General features: G+C 70.5%; 22 protein-coding genes. 13 read left to right on the top strand and 9 right to left on the bottom strand.

Going from position 1 to position 20,831, the window contains the following annotated elements; translation table 11 throughout:
* Window positions 1-30 precede the first annotated feature (30 nt).
* A complete protein-coding gene (locus tag OG897_RS22920; protein ID WP_266659067.1) occupies window positions 31-612 on the bottom strand; it encodes a TetR/AcrR family transcriptional regulator in 582 nt (193 codons plus the stop codon).
* A gap of 127 nt (window positions 613-739) precedes the next feature.
* On the opposite strand from OG897_RS22920, the gene OG897_RS22915 reads away from it, so the two are divergent.
* The 3 genes from OG897_RS22915 (at window position 740) to OG897_RS22905 (ending at window position 2,886) form a co-directional block, all read left to right on the top strand.
* Window positions 740-1,324: a dihydrofolate reductase family protein gene (locus OG897_RS22915; RefSeq protein ID WP_266659066.1), complete on the top strand. Its 585-nt coding sequence runs from the start codon at window positions 740-742 to the stop codon at window positions 1,322-1,324.
* 5 nt (window positions 1,325-1,329) lie between these two features.
* Complete coding sequence (locus OG897_RS22910) at window positions 1,330-1,917, top strand: dihydrofolate reductase family protein (RefSeq protein WP_266659065.1); 588 nt, start codon at window positions 1,330-1,332, stop codon at window positions 1,915-1,917.
* 135 nt (window positions 1,918-2,052) lie between these two features.
* Window positions 2,053-2,886, top strand: a complete 834-nt coding sequence (locus OG897_RS22905; RefSeq protein ID WP_266659064.1) for a DUF6304 family protein — start codon at window positions 2,053-2,055, stop codon at window positions 2,884-2,886.
* Window positions 2,887-2,959: 73 nt separating this feature from the next.
* Here OG897_RS22905 and snpA read toward each other — a convergent pair whose 3' ends face one another.
* Entirely contained in the window at window positions 2,960-3,589 is a 630-nt protein-coding gene (snpA, locus tag OG897_RS22900; protein WP_266659063.1) for a snapalysin, read from the bottom strand.
* Between the two features lie 323 nt (window positions 3,590-3,912).
* Between snpA and OG897_RS22895 the strand changes: the two genes are divergently transcribed.
* The 5 genes from OG897_RS22895 (at window position 3,913) to OG897_RS22875 (ending at window position 9,489) form a co-directional block, all read left to right on the top strand.
* A complete protein-coding gene (locus tag OG897_RS22895) occupies window positions 3,913-4,878 on the top strand; it encodes a LysR family transcriptional regulator (RefSeq protein ID WP_266659062.1) in 966 nt (321 codons plus the stop codon).
* Window positions 4,879-5,089: 211 nt separating this feature from the next.
* Window positions 5,090-5,743 carry a chemotaxis protein CheB gene (locus OG897_RS22890; RefSeq protein WP_266659061.1) on the top strand — a complete coding sequence of 218 codons (654 nt, stop codon included), beginning with the start codon at window positions 5,090-5,092 and terminating at the stop codon, window positions 5,741-5,743.
* 20 nt (window positions 5,744-5,763) lie between these two features.
* Entirely contained in the window at window positions 5,764-7,638 is a 1,875-nt protein-coding gene (locus OG897_RS22885; RefSeq protein ID WP_266659060.1) for a CheR family methyltransferase, read from the top strand.
* A 23-nt stretch (window positions 7,639-7,661) separates the two neighbouring features.
* Complete coding sequence (locus OG897_RS22880) at window positions 7,662-8,543, top strand: GAF and ANTAR domain-containing protein (RefSeq protein ID WP_266659059.1); 882 nt, start codon at window positions 7,662-7,664, stop codon at window positions 8,541-8,543.
* Between the two features lie 127 nt (window positions 8,544-8,670).
* Complete coding sequence (locus tag OG897_RS22875; RefSeq protein ID WP_266659058.1) at window positions 8,671-9,489, top strand: GAF and ANTAR domain-containing protein; 819 nt, start codon at window positions 8,671-8,673, stop codon at window positions 9,487-9,489.
* Between the two features lie 35 nt (window positions 9,490-9,524).
* Here the strand turns inward: OG897_RS22875 and OG897_RS22870 are convergent, their stop codons facing one another.
* The 3 genes from OG897_RS22870 to sodN form a co-directional block, all read right to left on the bottom strand.
* Window positions 9,525-11,171: a DUF2079 domain-containing protein gene (locus tag OG897_RS22870; RefSeq protein ID WP_266659057.1), complete on the bottom strand. Its 1,647-nt coding sequence runs from the start codon at window positions 11,169-11,171 to the stop codon at window positions 9,525-9,527.
* A gap of 184 nt (window positions 11,172-11,355) precedes the next feature.
* A complete protein-coding gene (locus tag OG897_RS22865; protein ID WP_266659056.1) occupies window positions 11,356-12,198 on the bottom strand; it encodes a PhzF family phenazine biosynthesis protein in 843 nt (280 codons plus the stop codon).
* Window positions 12,199-12,374: 176 nt separating this feature from the next.
* The gene (gene sodN, locus OG897_RS22860) at window positions 12,375-12,770 is read right to left on the bottom strand and encodes a superoxide dismutase, Ni (RefSeq protein ID WP_266659055.1); all 396 of its coding nucleotides are present in this window, start codon (window positions 12,768-12,770) and stop codon (window positions 12,375-12,377) included.
* 155 nt (window positions 12,771-12,925) lie between these two features.
* On the opposite strand from sodN, the gene sodX reads away from it, so the two are divergent.
* The gene (sodX, locus tag OG897_RS22855) at window positions 12,926-13,378 is read left to right on the top strand and encodes a nickel-type superoxide dismutase maturation protease (RefSeq protein WP_266660419.1); all 453 of its coding nucleotides are present in this window, start codon (window positions 12,926-12,928) and stop codon (window positions 13,376-13,378) included.
* On the opposite strand, the gene OG897_RS22850 is transcribed toward sodX, so the two are convergent.
* Window positions 13,282-13,911, bottom strand: a complete 630-nt coding sequence (locus OG897_RS22850) for a CGNR zinc finger domain-containing protein (protein ID WP_266659054.1) — start codon at window positions 13,909-13,911, stop codon at window positions 13,282-13,284. The two genes, sodX and OG897_RS22850, sit on opposite strands and share 97 nt — an antisense overlap.
* 93 nt (window positions 13,912-14,004) lie before the next feature.
* On the opposite strand from OG897_RS22850, the gene OG897_RS22845 reads away from it, so the two are divergent.
* A complete protein-coding gene (locus OG897_RS22845) occupies window positions 14,005-14,766 on the top strand; it encodes a trans-aconitate 2-methyltransferase (protein WP_266659053.1) in 762 nt (253 codons plus the stop codon).
* A gap of 98 nt (window positions 14,767-14,864) precedes the next feature.
* Here the strand turns inward: OG897_RS22845 and OG897_RS22840 are convergent, their stop codons facing one another.
* From OG897_RS22840 to OG897_RS22830, 3 genes are read right to left on the bottom strand one after another with little or no spacing between them, the layout of a single operon-like run.
* The gene (locus OG897_RS22840; protein WP_323188089.1) at window positions 14,865-15,626 is read right to left on the bottom strand and encodes an amino acid ABC transporter ATP-binding protein; all 762 of its coding nucleotides are present in this window, start codon (window positions 15,624-15,626) and stop codon (window positions 14,865-14,867) included.
* Window positions 15,623-16,600 carry an amino acid ABC transporter permease gene (locus OG897_RS22835; RefSeq protein ID WP_266659052.1) on the bottom strand — a complete coding sequence of 326 codons (978 nt, stop codon included), beginning with the start codon at window positions 16,598-16,600 and terminating at the stop codon, window positions 15,623-15,625. The genes OG897_RS22840 and OG897_RS22835 overlap by 4 nt, the downstream gene beginning before the upstream one ends.
* Window positions 16,601-16,654: 54 nt before the next feature.
* The gene (locus OG897_RS22830; RefSeq protein WP_266659051.1) at window positions 16,655-17,623 is read right to left on the bottom strand and encodes an ABC transporter substrate-binding protein; all 969 of its coding nucleotides are present in this window, start codon (window positions 17,621-17,623) and stop codon (window positions 16,655-16,657) included.
* Between the two features lie 673 nt (window positions 17,624-18,296).
* On the opposite strand from OG897_RS22830, the gene OG897_RS22825 reads away from it, so the two are divergent.
* The 3 genes from OG897_RS22825 to OG897_RS22815 all read left to right on the top strand — a co-directional run bounded on the left by OG897_RS22825 (window position 18,297) and on the right by OG897_RS22815 (window position 20,818).
* Entirely contained in the window at window positions 18,297-19,502 is a 1,206-nt protein-coding gene (locus tag OG897_RS22825) for an NADP-dependent malic enzyme (RefSeq protein ID WP_266659050.1), read from the top strand.
* An 80-nt stretch (window positions 19,503-19,582) separates the two neighbouring features.
* A complete protein-coding gene (locus OG897_RS22820; protein ID WP_266659049.1) occupies window positions 19,583-19,753 on the top strand; it encodes a hypothetical protein in 171 nt (56 codons plus the stop codon).
* A 99-nt stretch (window positions 19,754-19,852) separates the two neighbouring features.
* Window positions 19,853-20,818: a zinc-binding dehydrogenase gene (locus OG897_RS22815; RefSeq protein WP_266659048.1), complete on the top strand. Its 966-nt coding sequence runs from the start codon at window positions 19,853-19,855 to the stop codon at window positions 20,816-20,818.
* Window positions 20,819-20,831 lie beyond the last annotated feature (13 nt).

Below are 20,831 nucleotides of genomic sequence, written 5' to 3'. Positions count from 1 at the left end.
CCGCGGAAGTAGGCGTACGGGCCCGGGGGTTCACCCGGTCGGGAAGATCCGCTCCACCGTCGTGGCGACCAGCGCGTCCAGGGCCTCCTGCGTGTCCGAGAGCATCTCCGGCAGGGTGAAGTGCTCCACCAGCAGGCCCGTCATGGCCAGGTAGAGGACCCGCATGTCGTCGGCGTCGCCCGGCAGGCCGGACACCAGGTGGAAGCGGAGGTTCTCGTCGAACTGCTCCCGGACGGTCCGGTTCAGCTCCTCGCGCAGGCCGGGCCGCCGGGTGGCTTCCAGGCGCAGCTCCAGCATCGCGAGGTAGCCGGAGCGCTCGGCGGTCATGCGGCGCACGAGGTCCTGCATCAGCTGTGTGATCAGCTCCCGGGACGGTTCGGGGGCCATCAGGCGTGCCACGTGCGCCGGGTCGGGGATCATCCGCTCGTTGACCCGCGCCGCGGTCTGCGCGAGCAGGGCGTCGCGGTCGGCGAAGTAGTTGGAGGCCGTGCCGGTGGGGGTTCCGGCGCGGGCGTCGACGGCGCGGAAGGTGAGCCCGCGCGCCCCCTCGTCGGTGAGCACCTCAATGGCGGCGTCCAGGAGGGCGGTTCGTCTTTCGGGGTTCTTGGCCATGGGGTCTCGTCCTTCTCACATCTGGCGCCGTAAAAGGCTTGCGCAACCACTACACCTGAAGCACTATAGCTGTCGTGGTTCTGGCGGCGAGCCAGAAAGCACACCCCCACCCCGAAAAGGACCCCGCTTGCGAAAGCTCACGTACTTCGTCGGAATGTCCCTCGACGGCTTCATCGCCGCGCCGGACCACGCGATCGACGCCTACCCGGTCAGTGAGGAGTTCCTGAACGACTTCCTGGTCGGTGCGTACCCGGAGTGCCTGCCCACGCACGTCCGCACCGCGCTCGGTGCCGACGAGGCGCCCAATACGCACTTCGACACGATGATCCAGGGCCGCACCACCTACCAGGCCGCTCTCGACATCGGCATCACCAGCCCGTACGCGCATCTGCGCCAGTACGTCGTCTCCCGCAGTCTGGCCGCGTCCCCCGACCCGGCGGTCGAGCTCATCTCGGGTGATCTGGCCGAAAAGGTAAGGGAGTTGAAGGTCGAGGAGGCCGGACTCGGCATCTACCTCGGCGGCGGCGCGGAGATCGCGGGCCAGCTCCTCGACGAGATCGACGAACTCGTCCTGAAGGTCTACCCCGTCGTCCTCGGCGACGGAATCCGGGTCTTCACCGCGGAGTTCGGCGTGCACTCCTTCTCGCTCGACTCCACCCGCTCGTTCGAGAACGGCACCGTCGTACTCACCTACTCCCGGCTGAAGGGCTGACCCGCTTGCGCAAGCTGACCTACTACGTCGCCGCGTCCCTCGACGGATTCATCGGCCACCCGGACACGGGTGACGGCGCGTTCTTCGAGCAGTTGGCGAGCGGCGAATACCACCGCTTCATGTTCGACGCGTTCGCCGACACCCTGCCGACCCTCGCCCGCGAGCACTTCGGCATCGCCGACAAGCCGTTGACCCGCTTCGACACCGTCATCCAGGGCCGCAAGAGCAATCAGGTCGCGTACGACCAGGGTGTCACCAGCCCGTACGCGCATCTGCGCCAGTACGTCGCCTCCCGCACCCTCGCCGCGTACCCGGACCCCTCGGTCGAACTGATCCGGGGCGATCTGGTCGCAAAGGTCAGGGAGTTGAAGGCGGAGGACGGTGAACTCGGCATCTACCTCTGCGGCGGCGGTGAGATCGCCGGTCAGCTCATCGACGAGATCGACGAGCTGATCATCAAGACCTACCCGCTCCTCGTCGGCTCCGGCGTCCCGATGGCGTCCGCCGGATTCGGACTGCGGCGCTACGAGTTGACCGAGTGCCGGACCTTCGACAACGGTGCCGTCGTCACGACCTACCGCAAGGCCCGGTGACCGCGCCCCGGACGGCCGCCGCGCGGGCCCGGCGGCCGTCCTCCCCCTCCGCCCGGCGGCCGTCCACGCCCGGCGGCCGAAAGCGGCACCCGCTCGATGATCGCCGGGTGCCCCGGACGCACTAAAGTCCCGCCCATGACAGGAGAGTCATGGGTCGGCTGGTACCGCGACAGCGCCGGTACGGAAGCCCTCACCCTCAGCACCGACGGGCGGCGTCTGCACGCCCGCGTCCGGGGACACGAACTCGCCGGGGAATCCTTCACCGGCCTCTTCCCCGACCCCGAAGTACCGCCGGACGACGGCACCTTCACCCTCACGCCAGCGGGCGCGCTGTGCGGCTGCGTCCTGGAGTGGGACATACCGATGCCGGTGTACGACGACGGCACGGTGCACCGGGCCGCCCTGCGCTGCCTGCTCTCCCTCGGCCGCCCGGCCCCGGGAGCACCCGACGGTGACCTGGAACGCCTGCACCTCGGGCTCGCCCTGCACTTCGACGGCGCGCTGTACACGTCCGGGCACGCCGAGAACGACTTCGAGGGCGCGCTCGCCGAGATCCAGCGCCAGCTGCCCCCGGGCTCGTACCTCAAGTCCTGTCTCTCCTGCGCGTTCTCCGACTACTTCCCGGCGGCGGAGCCGGGCTTCTTCGGCCGCCTGACCTGCTTCCGGGACGCCAAGGACGCCTACCGCGAGGCGGCGGACAAGGACGCCGTCCTCGACCTCTGGGACCGCAACTCCGGCTCCGTCCAAGAGACCCACCGCTGCCCCGACTTCGAACGCAGGCCCGCCGAGGGGCCCGGCACCGGGCATCGGGGCGCCTTCCCTGCGCCACGCCTGGAACCGCTCCCCGTAGAGGGCGATTTCAAGCCTCCGCAGTCCGTCGGCTTGTCCTCGCAGTCATCGCCGCCCTCGCAGTCCCCGTCGCAGCCCCCGCTGTCCTCACAGGAGTCGGCTTCGGCTTCGACGGCCTGAGGTCAGGCCCGCACGCGTGTGTGCCCGTACGGTCAGGACCGTACGGGCACACGGGTGACGTGACAGCGGGGGACTAGCCGACGAGGCCGTTCGCCCACAGCTGGTTCACCCGGGAGCGCTCAGCCGCGTTCGGGTTGGCGTTCTGGCAGGACGTGCCGGGGCCGCCGCCCGACATCAGCTCGCTGCACGGGCCCGAGTAGTGGTCCGGGAGACCGAGGACGTGACCGGTCTCATGGGCGGTGACGCGGGTGGAGTTGTACTGCTGGTTCTGCCGGTAGTCCAGGAAGATGTAGCCCCGGCCGTGGCCGTCGGTGCTGGCGTAGGAGCCGCGCGAGTCATTGCCCTCGCGGTACGTGAAGTTGGCGCCGGAGGTGACCTCCTGGAGCTTCACGTTGGTCACCGAGCTGTTCCAGATCTGCGTGGAACGGGCTATCTGGGTGCGGAAGCTGGGCGCGCTCGTCGTGCTGTAGCGGACGGTGACGACCTGGATGCCGGGGTTGGCGGCGCGCTGCTCGCGCACCGACTTCAGCACGGCCTGCTGGAACGCCTTGGTGGCGGCGGCGTTCTCCTTGGACTGCTCGTACGTCGCGTACGAACTCACCGGCGCCGAGGTGGGCGCGACGGCGTTCGCGGCGGGGGCGGCACCGACGGCGGCGAGGCCGAGGCCGAGAGCGGCGGCGAAGAAGGCACGGGGGTGTCTCATGGTGGGGGGTCTCCCTGCTGTCCGGTGGCCCGGCGGGTCCGGGCTCGGTGGGGATGGGGATGGGGAAGGGGATGGGGATGGGGATGGGGAAGAACTCGGGTGGAACGCCGTGCGGGTGAGGCCGTGTTCAGGTGGGACTGGGGAGAGTGTGGGGGAGCCGGGGCGGGCCGCGCATGATGTCAACCGCTGATAGCTCCATGACATCCCCCCGCCGAACGGGAGTCGGCGACCACCCCAACTCCGTACGAGATCAAGCCAGTTGACCGGTGAAGCGGAGGCGGGGCCTCTGGTGCCCGGGGAGACGCAGCCCTACCCTCGCCCCCATGGAGCTCGAAGTCCGCCACCTTCGTGCACTCGTCGCGATCGCCGACGCGGGCAGCCTGCACAAGGCCGCCCGCACCCTGGGCATGAGCCAGCCCTCCCTCACCACCCAGCTGCGCCGCATCGAGAACTCCGTGGGCGCGGAACTCTTCTCCCGCCGCCGTACCGGCTGCCGTCCCACCCCGCTCGGCCAGTCCCTGCTCTCCCGGGCCCGCCCTCTGGTCGACGGCATGAGCGAACTCATCACCGAGACCCGCGCCGAAGCCGCCCGCACGCGCGGGTCAGGACCCGGCGAGGGCCCGGTCCTGCACATCGGCTCCACCGCGAGCCGGGTCGTCGCGCTCTGGCTCCGAAGACTCAGACTCCGCCTCCCCGACGCGAACACCACCCTCCACGTCGACGTCTCCGCCGGCGCCCTGCTGAGCATGGTCGCCTCGGGCGCCCTGGACGTCGCCTTCGTCCACGAGGTCGAGGGCTGCCCCCTGCGTCTGCCGCCCGAGCTGGAATTCCGCGTACTCCTGGACCGCGAGCCCCAGTTCGTCTCCCTCGCCGCCGACCACCCCGCCGCCGCTTCCCCGGTCGTGGACCTCGCCGACCTGGCGGGCGACCGCTGGATGGTCGACCCGAGCGTCGACGGCGAACGCGACGGCCTGCGCCGCGTCCTCGCCGAGGCGGGCCTCAACCCGCCCCTGCTGCACGGCGACTACCTCACCGCGTCCTCCCTGATCGTCATCGGCGAGGCGGTCGCCCCCTGCCAGCCCACCTCGGGCCCCCGCGACGACATGGCCATCCGCCCGCTGCGGGGCGACCCCCTGGGCGTACGCCTGCTGCTCGCGGCGCGCCCGGGGCTCCCCGAACTCCCCCTCCTGTACGCGGACCTGGAGGCGGCGTACCGGGATGCGGCGCTGCGGGCCAAGGCGTACCGGGAATGGCTGGAGCGGGCGGGGAGCCCCTTGGTGAGTGCGTGAGTGGCCGGGCGGAAACGCAGAGGGGCCCCGCCACGACGGGGGAACGTGGCGGGGCCCTCACAGAGGCACGTGCCCGGGGGCGTGGGAGTCATGCGGAGCGGAAGCAGAAATTCTCGCCGCCCGGTCATCGATCCCGGTTCACGCGGCGATCCCGCTTCGTGCGGCGCGATCTGCTCCGGTCGCGGCCCGATTCGTCCGATACGCTCGCCGTGTGACGGCCATCGGGCAGACATCGGACCTGACGACACGTGCGCAGGAGCGCTACGACGTCGTCGCGGTGGCGTCTTCCGCCGGTGGCATCCGTGGACTGGGGGTGCTGCTCGCGGGGCTCGGCGCCGATTTCCCGCTGCCCGTCGTCGTCGTGCAGCACCTCGCCCGCCAGCACCGCACCTACATCGCCGAGGTGCTCGCCCGGCGGTCCGCCCTGCCCGTGAAGCTGGCCGAGGCGGGGGAGCGGCTCGGGGCCGGGCAGGTGTACGTGGCACCGCCGAACCGGCATCTCCTGGTCCACGCCCACGGGCTGCTGGAGCTGTCCACCACCGAACTCGTGCACTTCGTACGGCCCTCCGCCGATCTCCTCTTCACCTCCGTCGCCGACTCGTACGGGCCGCGCGCCCTCGTCTGCGTACTCACCGGTACGGGAGTGGACGGCGCGACGGGAGTGAGCCGGGTCAAGGAGGCGCACGGGACCGTCCTCGCCGAGGACCCCGAGAGCGCCGAGTTCAACGGGATGCCCTCCGCGGCGGTCGCCACCGGTGCCGTCGACCGTGTGCTACCTCTTGAAGACCTCGCCGCGGAACTGCGTGCTCTCGTGGGTGCGACGGGGGCCCCCAGTGGCCGTTCGCACCGGTCGACCGATCCTTAGAGCAGAGGCAGTGAGCAGTGATGAGAAGGGCGGCCGCGGCCCCGGAGGCCGACCAGGGCCTTGAGGAGCTGCTCCACTTCCTCCGGGACTCCCGCGGATTCGACTTCACCGGCTACAAGCGCTCCACTCTGGGGCGGCGCATCCGCAAGCGGATGGGCGACGCGGGGATCCAGGACTACGCGGACTACCGGGACCTGCTGGAGACCGACACCGACGAGTTCCGGACGCTGTTCAACACCATCCTGATCAACGTCACCTCGGTCTTCCGCGACCCCGACGCCTGGGAGCTGCTCCGGCGCGAGGTGGTGCCGAGGATCGCCGAGGCGTCCGGGGACGGCGCCGAGATCCGGGTGTGGAGCGCGGGCTGCTCCAGCGGCGAGGAAGCGTTCTCTCTGGCCATGATGTTCGCGGAGGTCCTCGGCATCGAGGAGGCGCTGAGCCGGGTCAAGATCTACGCCACCGACGTCGACGAGGAGGCGCTGCGCGAGGCCCGCTCCGGGCTGTACACCGCGAAGACCCTGGAGCCCCTCTCCGCGGAGCTGCGCGAGCGCTACTTCGAGCAGAGCGGCGCCAAGTTCGTCTTCCGCGCCGACCTGCGCCGCCGGGTGATCTTCGGGCGCCACGACATCACCCGGGACGCCCCGATCTCCCGCCTCGACCTGCTGGTCTGCCGCAACACCCTGATGTACTTCAACGTCGAGGCCCAGGCCCAGATCGTCGACCGCTTCCGCTTCGCGCTGCGCGAGGGCGGCCACCTCTTCCTCGGCAAGGCGGAGATGCTGCTCAACGACGCCGAGCGGTTCGAGGCGGTCAGCATCCGGCAGCGGATCTTCCGCCGCCGTCCGGGCACCGACGGCCTGCCGTACGCCCCCTCCACCCACAAGGTCAGGGCCGGTACCGGCACCGGCACCGAACTGCGCGAAGCCACCCGTACGCGCCAGCTCCGCGACCTCATCCTGGACGCCGCCCCCAGCGCCGGGGTCGCCGTGGACTCCGAGGGCACCGTCGTCATGATCAACAGTCAGGCGCGCTCCCGGTTCGGGCTGACCGCGGGCGATCTGGGCCGCCCCTTCCAGGACCTGGAACTCTCCTACCGGCCCATCGAACTGCGCTCCCTCATCGACCAGGCCACCCACGAGCGGCGCACGCTGCGCGTGAACGGCGCCGAGCGCCACCTGGGCGACATGGTCCAGTACTTCGACATCCTCATCCAGCCGATCTCCGCGGGGCCGGGGCTCCCCGTCGCCGTCAACATCACCTTCACCGACGTCACCCTGGCCACCCAGCTCAAGGCCGAGGTCAAACAGGTGCGGGAGGACCTGGAGACCGCGTACGAGGAGCTCCAGTCCACGAACGAGGAGCTGGAGACGACGAACGAGGAACTCCAGTCCTCCATCGAGGAGCTGGAGACCACCAACGAGGAACTCCAGTCGACCAACGAGGAGCTGGAGACGACGAACGAGGAACTCCAGTCCGGGCACGAGGAACTGGAGACCATGAACGACGAGATGCGCCTGCGCACCTCCGACCTCGACGAGGCCCGCGCCTTCCTGGAGGGCGTGGTCGGCTCGATCGCCGCCGGCGTGGTCGTCCTGGCCGCCAACATGCGGGTGAAGAGCTGGAACAGGGGTGCCGTCGACCTGTGGGGACTGCGGGCCGACGAGGTCGTCGACGAGAACTTCTTCGCCCTGGACTTCGGGCTGCCCACGAACGAGCTCCGGGAGGTCATCCAGGAGTGCGTCGCCTCCGGCAAGAGGTCCAGGCCCGTCAGCCTCTCGGCCGTCAACCGCATCGGACGCAGCATCAGTTGCTCCGTCACCTGTTCCCCGTTCGACGGGCACAACGGCGGAGTGGTCCTGCTGATGGAAGATGTTCCGTCGCACGGCGCCGACTGACCCGTCGGACGTACGCTGGCCGCATGACGGCACAGGGAGCAGGCCGCGAACCGGCAGGTGACCAGGCGGCGGAAGCCCTCCGCCGCGCGATCATGGCAGCCGCGCGCGCAACACGCCAGAACCGCCTCGCCGAGCGCCATGAGCGCCTCGCCGAGGAGACCGGTCTCCCCTTCCACCGCTCGATGGCCGCGACGCACCGCCAGGTCGCGGCCCGGCACCGGGCGGCGGCCGTGCTCCAGGAGTCCTTCGCCCGGCGCGCGGCGCAGTGGTCGGCGGGCCGGGGCAGCCGCCCCCTGTTCATGGCGGAGGTCGCGGACGCCTGCGGCACCCGGAGCGCCGCACTCGTCCTCGTCGGCGAAGACCTGGACCAGCTCGCGGTCGCCGCCTCCGACCCGCTCGCCCGCCGGGCGCAGGACCTGGAGTACGTCCTGGGTGCGGGCCCGGCCCACGAGGCGGCGAGCGGACGCCTGCCGGTCGCCGCCTGCGGGACGGACGCCGAGCGGCGCTGGCCCGGGTACGGCACCGGGCTGGCCGACCTGGGGCTGTCCGCCGTCTTCGCCGTACCGCTGACCGCTGCGTCGGGCTGCATCGGGGCGCTCACCGTCTTCGACCCCCGGCCGGGGCTGGCCGAGGAGGGCGTGCTCGGCGAGGTGGCGGCGGCACTGGCCGACGGGGTGCTCCTGGGGGCCGACGCGGACCCCGGCCTGTACGGCGGCGCGGACCTGCGGGCCGTCGTGCACCAGGCGGCCGGGGCGCTGTCCGAGCAGGCGCGGTGCTCCGTCGGGGACGCCCTGGAACTGATCAAGGCCCGGGCCTTCGCGCAGGGAGAATCAGCCGAATCGGTCGCGGAGCGGATCCTTTCCGGCGAACTGCGGCTCTCCACCGACCGGTTCGGGATTGACTGAAGACCAGGAACCGATAACCGACAACCGACAACTCCGTGCGGAAGACCGAGAAGTCCGTGCGAACCGCGTACGGAACACCTCCGTACGTACGCGCACGCATCGTGCACCGACGGAAAGGAGCGCCGCCATGACCACGCCGGACCAGCGGCTCGCCGACGCCTTCGTGGCAGTGGCCGACTCGCTGAACCGTTCGTACGACGTCCCCTCCTTCCTCGTCACGCTCGCCGCATGGGGCAAGGAGCTCCTGGGGGTCCGCGCGGTCGGTGCGGTGCTCGTCCTGGACGGGGCGCGGCCCGCCCACGTCGCCGGGTCCGACCCGCAGGCGGCCCTCCTCGAACAGGAGGCCGCGGGCTGGCAGGAAGGAGCGGGCCACGACTGCCTGCACACGGGCGACGTCAGCGACACCGTGCTCGACGAGGCGTCGGCAGGGCTGCGCTGGCCGTGGTACGCGGCGAGGGCGCGGCAGTTCGGCTACGCCCGGGCGGCGGCCCTGCCGTTGCGCCGTAACGACGAACGGGTCGGCGCGCTCGTCCTCCTGCGCGACGACGCCGAACCCCTGTCGCCCGGCACACTGTCCCTGGGGCGGTCCCTGACCGAGGCCGCCACGATCGCGCTGCTGTGCGAGCGCGAGCTGAACGACAGCCGCATCCTGACGTCGCAGCTGAAGCGGGCGCTGACCAGCCGCGTCGTCATCGAACAGGCCAAGGGCGTCCTCGCGAACCGGCTGAACTCCTCCATGGACGAGACCTTCGCGCTGCTGCGTAGGTACGCGCGCTCCCATCAGCTCAAGCTCGACGACGTGGCGACGGGGGTCGTGGACGGCACGCTGGACCTCCGGCGGGAGGGCCGCGCCCCGGCCGGAACCCGCCTCCGCGACGGGCCCGCCGGGCGGTCATCCGAGACCGGCCCCCGCGCCTGGGAGCCGCCTGCGGGGCCCCGGGGCTAGGAACCTGTGGACGGGGCTGCCGGGGCTGCCGGGGTCTACGGGGCTGCCGGGTCCCGTACCTGCGGGCTGCGCAGCAGCGTGATCCCGTCCCGCTCGACGATCTCCACGTACCCGTGCTCCCGGTACAGCTGGAGCATCTGCCGCGACCGCTCGACGGGACACGGCACCTTCACCGTCGGATCCGTACGGTCGAAGACCACCCAGCGCGGCGGGTCCGCCGGAAGGCCCGTCGGCGGGGCCTTCGGGTCGCCCCCCGCCCCGTAACAGACCAGGCTGACGGTGGTCCGGGAGGTGAGCATCGGTGCGAGCCGGTTGGAGGAGGCGACGGTGTCGCCGTCCGGAATCCGGTCGAGGACCTGCCGGGCGGCGACGACGTGCTCCGGAGTGCGCCAGGCGGACGGGAGCACCAGGTCGTGCAGCGGGTAGACGGCCGCCGTCACCGCCGTGAACGCGGCGGAGAAGCCGAGCGCGCGCCGCCTCCACACCCCCGGCAACAGCTCCCGCCTCCGGCTCAGCACATCGACGAAGCCCGCGAACAGTACGGGCATCAGGATCGCGCTGTAGTGGAATCCGGGCGTCCAGTAGTGCTCGTTCCCCGCCACGAACCGCCACCCCAGCGTCGGCACACAGAGCAGGACCAGCGGAGACCGTACGCCGAAGAACGCCACCGGAGCCGCCAGCATGAACACCAGCAACCACTTCATCGGCGGCCACAACAGCCCCAGCGCGAGCGACAGCACTCCCGCGCCGCTCGCCCCCTCCTCACCCGGCAACTGCCCCCAGTACGCGAACGCGCCGCTGGGGTTCATCGCCGGAAGCAGCACCAGGATCTCGATCGCGCTGCCGACGGCCCCGAGCAGTATCACGGCGATCCCGAGCCCGAGCGGGGCCGCCTGCTGCCGCGTCTGCTGCCGCGTCTGCTGCCGCGTCTGCTCCTGTGCCCGCTCGCGCCCCTGCCGCCGCCCGGCCCTCCGCTCCCGTACCGCCTGCCACACGAGATACCCGCCGACCGCCGCGAACGTCAGCCCCAGATCCTCCTTGACCAGCAGCAACGGCGCGGTCCACAGCACTGCGGCCCACCACCGCCGTTGCCCCAGCGCCACCGCCCCGAAGGCCAGCATCGGCACCGCGAACGCGATCTCGTGGAAGTCCTTCGCCGCCGCCGAGACGATCCCCCAGGACGCCCCGACCCCCAGCCCCACCACCAGCGCCGCCACCGGGCCGACCGCGCGGTGCGCCCACCGGGTCAGCGGATAACAGGCCGAGGCCAGCAGGGCGGCCTGGGCGACGAGGAGGGTGTCGGAACCGGGAAAGAGCCGGTAGAGGGGTGCGAGCAGCACCAGGATCGGGTGGAAGTGGTCGCCGAGGAGGTTGTACCCCGGCCCCTTCAACTCCACGACCGGCGCCTGCCCGTGCGCGTACGCACGGACCGCCTGCTCGAATATCCCGAGGTCGAACCCGGCATTGAGCATCCGGTCGTTGCGCAGCACGGCGACGGTCGCGTAGAGCACGAAGAACAACCCGGTCAGCGACCAGGCCAGCCCACGCGGCCCCGGCAGCCGCTCCCGCAGCACGGCCCGCAGCCGTGCGCTCCGGCCGTACGGGACGACCGGAGCCGGGGATATTCGCCCGGCGCGAGGCTCCGCGCTCCTCACCACTGACTCCATCACTGACTCGACCACGGTCTCCACCTGCGTCCACTCGCGTCCGGCTGCGTTCGGCCGGGTGGCTGTCAGACGCCAGGGTCCCGGGCTCCCGGAGCCCGCCCGCCGGACGGCCCCCGCTCGGTGGCAAACCTACGGTGGGGCCCGGAACGAGTCCAAGTCCCGCCCCTCCCGGCCCCTGGCCCCACCCTCGTCCCCCCGCTCAGCCCGCGTACGGAACAGCCGTACCCGTCACCGAGACACCGGCCCCCGGGTCCGCCGGGATGCCCACCCGGATCGTGCCGGGCCGCCCCATGTCGTACCCCTGATGTACCGTCACCTCGCACGGTACGTCCACGAGTTGAAGCTCGCGCAGGTACCCGCCGAAGGCCGCGGCCGCCGCCCCGGTGGCCGGGTCCTCCACCACTCCGCCGGGCGGAAACGGATTGCGGGCGTGAAAGACGGTCGCCGACTCGCGCCACACCAGATCCACGGTCGTCCACTCGAACCGCGCCATCAGCCCGGCGAGCGCGGGCATGTCGTACGCCAGCTCCGCCAGCCGCTCCCGGGTCGCCGAGGCGATCACGGGATGCCGGGCCCCGGCGTACGCCACGCGCGGCGGCAATGCCGGATCGAGGTCGTCCCTCGACCACCGCAGCGCCCCCAACAGCTCCCCGAGCACGTCCGCACCCAATTCCTCGGTCGTCGGCTCCACGCTCACGAGCGTCGCCACCACCGAGCCGTCCTCCGCACGGGTGGTGGAGACCCGGACGTCCCCCGCCTTCGTACGGAACACGAGCTCACCCACCCCGTGCCGCTCGGCGTACGCCACGGCGGTCGCGATGGTCGCGTGCCCGCAGAACGGAACCTCGGCCAGCGGACTGAAGTACCGGACGTCCAGCACCCCTTCCCCCACCGGCACCACGAACGCGGTCTCCGAGAACCCCACCTCCGCCGCGACCGCCAGCAGATCCCGTTCGCTCGCCCCGCTGGCGTCCAGCACCACACCGGCGGGATTGCCACCCGCCGGGTCCGTACTGAAAGCCACGTACCTCAAGATCTCCATCCACCGAACCTAGCGGCGGCCCGACACCCCGTCGAGATCCCCAGGACGTGAGCCGCTCACAGGAAGCGTGCCGCCCCCACCCGGCCCGAGCCGAAAAGACCGCACCCGGTCCGCCACGCCCGCCCCGAGGGGCGGTCTGCGGACCGGGTGCGGTCAGAGGGGGACAGGCGAAGGCGTCAGACCTTCTTGGTCTCCCAGAAGATGCGGTCGATCTCGGCGATGAGTTCGAGGGCCTTCTCGCCGGTCTTCGGGTCCGTCGACGCCTTCGCGGCCGACAGGGCCTTCAGGGTGTCGTTGACCAGCTGGTGCAGCTGCGGGTACTTCTCGAAGTGCGGGGGCTTGAAGTAGTCGCTCCACAGCACCGAGACGTGGTGCTTCGCGAGCTCCGCGCGCTGCTCCTTGATGACGACGGCACGCGCCTGGAAGTGCGCGTCGTCGTTGGCGGCCATCTTCTCCTGGACGGCCTTGACCGACTCGGCCTCGATGCGGGCCTGGGCGGGGTCGTACACGCCGCAGGGGAGGTCGCAGTGAGCGCTGACCTTGACCTTGGGGGCGAACAGGCGGGAGAGCATGTAAATCGCATCCTTCCTCGTGATCGTCTTCTCAAGGGTGGAGATTACTCCGTGCAAGGAGGGTTTTCGCGAGTGCCCCCATGGGCTTACGTCAAAAGTCCGGGGTGAGTATGGGACTGGGGGCGGTGAAGGAACGTGACGAGGAGGTGCCGCAGATGACGGACTACGGGCAGGGGCAGCCGCGTGAACAGGGGCTGCCGGCGGGCTTGCTGCCGTTCGGGGTCGCCGAGGTCACCGGGCTGTCCATGGTGCCCACGCTGCTCCACCGGGACCAGGTGCTGGTGCATTGGGGCGCCGTGGTGCGGGTGGGTGATGTCGTGGTGATGAGGCATCCGTTGCGGCAGGACCTGCTGGTGGTGAAGAGGGTCGTGGAGCGGCGGGAAGGGGGGTGGTGGGTGCTGGGCGACAACCAGGACGAGGAGGTGTCGGACAGCAGGGCCTTCGGGGCCGTGCCGCCCGCGCTGGTGCTCGGGCGGGTGCGGGCGCGGTACCGGCCGGTGCAGGCCGGGCGTCAGCGGTCGGTGGGGGTGGTGGCGTCGTGGCTCGTGGGGGCGGTGCGGCCGGTGTTCGCGGACCGGTCGCTCTCCAGGCGCTTGCGGGCGCGGTAGGCGGCCACGTTCGCGCGGGTCGCGCAACGGTCGGAGCAGTAGCGGCGGGAGCGGTTGGTGGAGGTGTCCAGGTAGGCGTTGCGGCAGGGGAGTGCCTGGCACAGGCCGAGGCGGTCGGGGCCGTACTCCGTGACGTGGAAGGCGAGGCCCATCGAGGCGGTGGCGGCGAAGCCCGCGGTCGCGTTCGAGGGGTGGTCGGCGAGGTGCATGTGCCAGTCGGGGCGCCCGTCGCTCTTGCGCGTCTCGTGGCCGGAGATCTGGGGGCTGACCGGGAATTCGAGGAGGAGGGAGTTCAGGAGGTCGACGGCGAGGGTCTCGTCGCCGGTGTCCGCCGCCTCGAAGATCGCGCGCAGGCGGCCGCGTACGGAGCGGAAGCGGGTGACGTCCGCGTCCGTGGCGCGGCGGGCGGCCTGCTGGCTGGGGCCGAAGAGTTCACGGACGGCCTCGACGGAGGTGAGCGTGTCCTTGTTGCGGGCGGGTTCCTCCGTGTTCACCAGGCGCACGGCGTAGTCCGCGTAATAGGCCAGTTCCACTTGTAGTCCTTACCGGGGCGGCTTAGTCTCGGTGTGAGCGTCGATGGTAATAGGCGCTTCGATGTCTAGGGTATTACGGAGCGGGTGGTTTGCGTGGTGGACGCGACGACGACGGGCTGGGGCGAGTGGCAGTCCAGCTGGGACCGGCAGCAGGAGTGGTACATGCCCGACCGCGAGGAGCGGTTCGAGGTCATGCTCGACATGGTGGAGGCGTTCGTCGGGCGCGAGGCCCGGGTGCTGGACCTCGCGTGCGGTACGGGAAGTATCACGGGCAGGCTGCTGGAGCGGTTCCCGGACGCGACGAGCACGGGGGTCGACCTCGATCCGGCACTGCTCGCGATCGCGCGGGGGACCTTCGAGGGGGATGGGAGGGTCGAGTTCGTGAGTGCCGATCTGACCGATCCGGCGTGGCGGGACAAGCTGCCGTACGAGACGTACGACGCGGTGGTCACGGCGACCGCCCTGCACTGGCTGAGGCTCGGGCCGCTCGGGACGTTGTACGGGCAGATCGGTGAACTGGTCAGGGAGGGCGGGGTGTTCATGAACGCGGACCGGATGAAGGACGCGACGACGCCTCGGATCAACGCCGCCGAGCGGGCGCACCGGCATGCGCTCATGGAACGCAGGAGGGGCGAGGAAGGCGTGACGGACTGGGCCGGGTGGTGGCGACTGGCCGCCGCCGACCCGAAGTTGGCGGCTCCCACCGCCGAGCGGTTCGCGATCTTCGGGGAGCACGCGGACGGCGAGACGCCGTCCGTGGAGTGGCACGCGGCCACGCTGCGCGCGGCCGGGTTCGGGGAGGCGCGGGCCGTGTGGGCGTCGCCGTCGGACGCGATGGTGCTCGCGGTCAAGTAGGCCGAGTAGGCGGCCGGGCAAGGGGGAAGGGGCGGTGCGGAGTTGATTCCGCGCCGCCCCTTCCTCGTACAGAGACATCCTCGTACAGAGACAGAGGGTTACAGCACCTTCGACAGGAACGACTTCGTGCGGTCGTGCTGCGGATTCGTCAGTACCTCGCGCGGGTGGCCGGACTCGACCACCACGCCGCCGTCCATGAAGACCAGCGAGTCGCCGACCTCACGGGCGAAGCCCATCTCGTGCGTGACGACGATCATCGTCATGCCGTCCTCGGCCAGGCCGCGCATCACGTCCAGGACGTCGCCCACCAGCTCCGGGTCGAGCGCGGACGTCGGCTCGTCGAAGAGCATCAGCTTGGGTTCCATCGCCAGCGCGCGGGCGATGGCCACGCGCTGCTGCTGGCCGCCGGAGAGCTGCGCCGGGTAGTTGCCCGCCTTGTCGGCGAGGCCCACCCGGTCCAGGAGCTTCAGGGCCCGCTCCCGGGCGTTCGCCTTGGAGACGCCCTTGACCTGCATCGGGGCTTCCATGACGTTCTCCACCGCCGTCATGTGCGGGAAGAGGTTGAAGCGCTGGAAGACCATGCCGATGTCCCGGCGCTTCAGGGCGACCTCGCTGTCCTTCAGCTCGTACAGCTTGTTGCCCTTCTGCCGGTAGCCGACCAGCTCCCCGTCCACGTACAGCCGCCCGGCGTTGACCTTCTCCAGGTGGTTGATGCAGCGCAGGAACGTCGACTTCCCGGAGCCGGACGGGCCGACGAGGCAGAACACCTCGCCCGTGGCGACCTCCAGGTCGATGCCCTTGAGGACCTCTACGTTGCCGAAGGACTTGTGGACGCCCTCGGCCTTCACCATGGCGTTCATCGCACACCCCTACCGCCGCTGAGGCTCAGCATGTTGGCCTTGATCTTCTGGAACGGGGTGTCCGGCAGCGAGCGCAGCGTGCCCCGGGCGTAACGCCGCTCCAGGTAGTACTGGAAGACGGAGAACACGCTGGTCATGACCAGGTACCAGATCGCGGCGACGAAGAACATCTCCATCACGGCGTACGAGGTCGAACCGATCGCCGACGTCGAGCGCAGCAGCTCGTTGTACGTCACCGCGTACACCAGCGCCGACGTCTTCAGCATGTTGATGAACTCGTTGCCGGTCGGCGGCACGATCACCCGCATCGCCTGCGGGATCACGATCCGGCGCAGCGTCTTGCCCTGGCTCATGCCGAGCGCCTGCGACGCCTCGGTCTGGCCCTCGTCGACGGCCAGCAGACCGGCCCGGCAGATCTCCGCCATGTAGGCCGCCTCGTTCAGGCCGAGGCCGAGCAGCGCGCACAGGAACGGCGTCATCACGTCCGTCATCTCGTCCTTGTAGAAAGGACCGAGATTCAGTACGGGGAAGATCAGCGCGAGGTTGAACCACAGCAGCAGCTGGAGGTAGACCGGCGTGCCGCGGAAGAACCAGATGTAGAGCCAGGCGACACCGCTGGTCACCGGGTTCTTGGAGAGCCGCATCACGGCCAGCACGATGCCGAGCACCACGCCCATCACCATGGCGAGCACGCTGATCAGCAGGGTGCGTCCGGCGCCCGCGACGACGGTGTCGTCGAAGAGCTTGTCGCCGACCGCGCGCCACTGGATGTCGCCCTGCGAGAACGAGTACCCGAGCAGGAGCAGCAGCGCGACGACGATCACGCCGCTGATCCAGCGCCCGTAATGGCGTACGGGGATGGCCTTGATGGTCTCGGGCGGTACGGAGGAGGACGGGGTGGCCGTCCCGCTCACCGCGTCCGAGTGTCCGGCGGGGGGTGTGTCCGCCGGCTCCTTGCTGAACTTCTCAGTCATGACGACTGCCCTTCAGTGGTGCTCAGTGGTACGCCGACAAGGGACCGGGAGAGGTCACTTGCCGCCGTTGATCGCGGCGGCCTTGATCGCGCCGGTCTGGGCGCCCCACTTCTCCAGCACCTTCGTGTAGGAGCCGTCCTTGATGATCGCGTCGACGGCCTCCTTGAGGACGTCGCGCAGCTTGGTGTTCTTCTTGTCCACGGCGATGCCGAACGGGCCCGCCTCGAACTGCTCGCCGACGACCTCGAAGGTGTTGCCGCCGCCCGCCTTGCGGGCCAGGTCGACCGCCACCGGGTAGTCGTTGACACCGGCGACCACGCCACCGGCCCGGACGCGGGTCTGGGCCTCGGTGTCGTTCTCGAACGCCTTGATCTCGACGGCCTTCTTGCCGCCGTCGGTGCACTTCTTCGACAGGGTCTTCAGGGCGGTCTCGTACGTGGTGCCCATCTGCACGCCGACCGGCTTGCCGCACAGGTCGTCGAAGGTCTTGATGCCCGCCGCGTTGCCCTTCTTGACGTAGATGGCGGTGCCCGCGACGAAGTAGTCGACGAAGTCGACGCCCTGGCCGAGCTTCTTGCCGTCCTCGTCCAGGCCCTCCTGGCGGGACTTGTTGTCCGTGATGGAGGACATCGCGGCGTCGTAACGGCCCGCGTTCACGCCGGTGATCAGGGTGTCGAACTTGGCGTCGGTGAGCTTCACCTTGACGCCGAGCTTCTCGCCGATCGCGGCGGCCAGGTCGGGGTCGACGCCGACGATCTTGTCGCCCTCCTTGGACTCCATCGGGGCGTACTCGGCGTTGGTGCCGATCTCCAGCGTGCCCTTCTTCTGGATCTCCGCGGGGAGCTTGGCGAACAGCGCGTTGCCGTTGCCGTTGCCCGATTCCTTGCTGCCGCCGCCGTTCGGCTCGGCGGACTTGGTCTGGTCGCCGCAACCGGTCAGGACGAGGGCGCCGGCGACCGCGAGGGCGCCGACCGCTGCTATGCGGGAACGTACGGCAGAGCGGCGGGGGGTGCGTGCGGTCATGGGGGTCCTCCGGCAGACGAGGGTGAGCGTGCGGGTGCCCGGATCTTTCTCGGGCACCGGTTGCCCGGACGATTCGGGCGGTTGCTCGGACGTTTCGGGCAGGTCGCGAGGGGGCGAGCACGCGGCTCCGGGTGGCACGACCGGACGCGACCAGGTGTGATGTCGGCATCTTGCCATTCGGACCCCGTCATGAAGGGGGCCGGTCATGTCAAAATCAGATAACGGGTGATCCCCGAACCCCAACAGGTCGGTACAACAAGGCCGGACCTTCTGCGGGGCAGCGACCGTACGACCGGAGAAACTCCGGCAAGTCTCGCGATGCGGACACAAAAGAAGACGCAGAACGGGACATGTCCTGGACTTCCACGGAACTTGTCCGACATGGCCCCATGAGTCATCCCACATCCCCTCGCCCGACGGTCGCATTCCGTCACCGAGGGACCTCCGACCCGGAATCGGACTCGTCGTCGACGCGTCCGGTCCGGTAAGAAGGACGTTTAACACCCCTCATCCGGGGCCCAGGGCGCGTGTGCGGCGCGCCCGCGCGTTCGCACCTCCCCCTGGCGGGACGGTCGAAGCCGTCCAGTCCAGGGCGCGGACGCGGACCCACCCACCCCTCCTCAACCGGGAGTGGCCACCCTCAACTGATGAAGACTTAAGGGGTCACAAGACAATGGCAGCGGAGATCGTCAATCCCGAGACCGGCGCGGGCGCAGGGCTGGATGAGCCCTTCGACCCGGCTTTCGCGCTCCACCGGGGCGGAAAGATGGCCATCCAGGCCACCGTCCCCGTGCGCGACAAGGACGACCTGTCCCTCGCTTACACGCCCGGTGTCGCCAAGGTGTGCACCGCCATCGCCGAGCAGCCGGACCTGGTCAACGACTACACCTGGAAGTCGAACGTCGTCGCGGTCGTCACCGACGGCACGGCGGTCCTCGGACTCGGCGACATCGGCCCGGAGGCGTCCCTCCCGGTCATGGAGGGGAAGGCCATCCTCTTCAAGCAGTTCGGCGGCGTCGACGCCGTCCCGATCGCGCTGGCGACCACCAGCGTCGACGAGATCGTGGAGACCGTCGTCCGCCTCGCCCCGTCCTTCGGCGGGGTCAACCTCGAAGACATCTCAGCCCCGCGCTGCTTCGAGATCGAGGACCGGCTCAAGGAAGCCCTCGACATCCCGGTCTTCCACGACGACCAGCACGGCACGGCCGTCGTGACGCTGGCCGCCCTGCGCAATGCCGCCCGCCTCACCGGCCGTGAGATCGGCGACCTGCGCGCCGTCATCTCCGGCGCGGGCGCGGCCGGTATCGCCATCGCCAAGTTCCTGCTCGAAGCCGGTCTCGGCGACGTCGCCGTCGCCGACCGCAAGGGCATCGTGAGCCGCGACCGTGAGGACCTCACCCCGGTCAAGCGCGCGCTGGCCGAGCTGACGAACAAGGCGGGCCTGTCCGGCTCCCTGGAGTCGGCCCTCGCCGGTGCGGACGTCTTCATCGGCGTCTCCGGCGGTACGGTCCCGGAGCCCGCGGTCGCCTCCATGGCCCCCGGCGCGTTCGTGTTCGCCATGGCCAACCCGAACCCCGAGGTCCACCCCGACATCGCCCACAAGTACGCGGCGGTCGTGGCCACGGGCCGCTCGGACTACCCGAACCAGATCAACAACGTCCTCGCCTTCCCGGGCATCTTCGCGGGCGCCCTCCAGGTGCGTGCGACGACGATCACCGAGGGAATGAAGATCGCCGCCGCGAACGCGCTGGCCGACGTCGTGGGCGACAGGCTCGCCGCCGACTACGTCATCCCGTCCCCGTTCGACGAGCGCGTCGCCCCGGCGGTCACGGCCGCCGTCGCGGCTGCCGCCCGCGCCGAGGGCGTGGCGCGCCGCTAGTCGCTCGCCGCTGTGGCTGTACGTGTACGGGTCGCGCCCGTGCCCCCGGTGCGGGGGGCACGGGCGCGGCCCGTATTGGCTTGTGCGGTACGGCACTTGGCTCGCCGGGCGCGCTGATCGCGCGCCTGTACTCCCTGTCCGCGCCGACGGCGCGTCCGGCGGACGGGGCGGCGCTGGTGGAGCTGCTGGCGGCGGGCGGGGGCGACGTACGGGCCCAGATCACCCGGGGCCGGCAGACGACGGTGGTCTGAGCACGGCCGGACGCGGGGGAGGGGCGACGCGGCACGGGTCGTACGGGTCACACCCTTCAGCGGTTCCGCCGCGCCCCGCATCCGGCCTATCGTCGGGTCATGTTCGCCGCATACGCAGCCCGCATCGACCGTGACCAGCCGCTGAACGGCCTTGAGCTGGGGGAGCGCCCGGAGCCCGAAGTACGGCCCGGGTGGACCACCGTGACCGTGAAGGCCGCATCGCTCAACCACCACGACCTGTGGTCGCTGCGCGGCGTGGGCATCACCGAAGAGGCCCTGCCGATGATCCTCGGCTGCGACGCGGCGGGGATCGACGCGGACGGCAACGAGGTCGTCCTGCACTCCGTGATCGGGGAGACCGGGCACGGCGTCGGCCCGTACGAGAAGCGGTCGATCCTCACCGAGAAGTACCAGGGCACCTTCGCCGAACGCGTCACCGTGCCCGTCTGGAACGTCCTGCCCAAGCCGAAGGGCATCAGCTTCGAGGAGGCGGCCTGCCTGCCGACGGCGTGGCTGACCGCGTACCGGATGCTGTTCACCAACGCGGGCGTACGGCCCGGGGATTCGGTCCTCGTACAGGGCGCGGGCGGCGGTGTCGCCACGGCGGCGATCGTCCTCGGCAAGGCCGCCGGGCTGCGGATGTACGCCACGAGCCGCGACGAGGCCAAGCGGAAGCGGGCCGTGGAACTGGGGGCCGTGGACGCCTTCGAGGCGGGCGCGCGGCTGCCGCAGCGGGTGGACGCGGTGATCGAGACGGTGGGCGCGGCGACCTGGTCGCACTCGGTCAAGTCCCTCCGCCCCGGCGGGACCTTGGTGATCTCGGGCGCGACGAGCGGACAGAGCCCGTCCTCCGCCGAGCTGAACCGGATCTTCTTCCTGGAGCTGAAGGTCGTCGGCTCGACGATGGGCTCCAAGGACGAGCTCGAAGACCTGCTCAACTTCTGCGCGGCGACCGGGGTGCGCCCCGTCATCGACCAGGTGCTGCCGCTGGACCGGGCCCGCGAGGGCTTCGAGCGGCTGGCGGGCGGCGAATTCTTCGGGAAGATTGTGCTCACCGGGTCTTGAGAGTCGGTGGGGG

Source organism: Streptomyces sp. NBC_00237 (genome assembly GCF_026342435.1).
In the GTDB taxonomy this organism is placed as follows: domain Bacteria; phylum Actinomycetota; class Actinomycetes; order Streptomycetales; family Streptomycetaceae; genus Streptomyces.
Note: the sequence above shows the minus strand (reverse complement) of the source record. Positions and strands in the feature narration are given on the sequence as shown.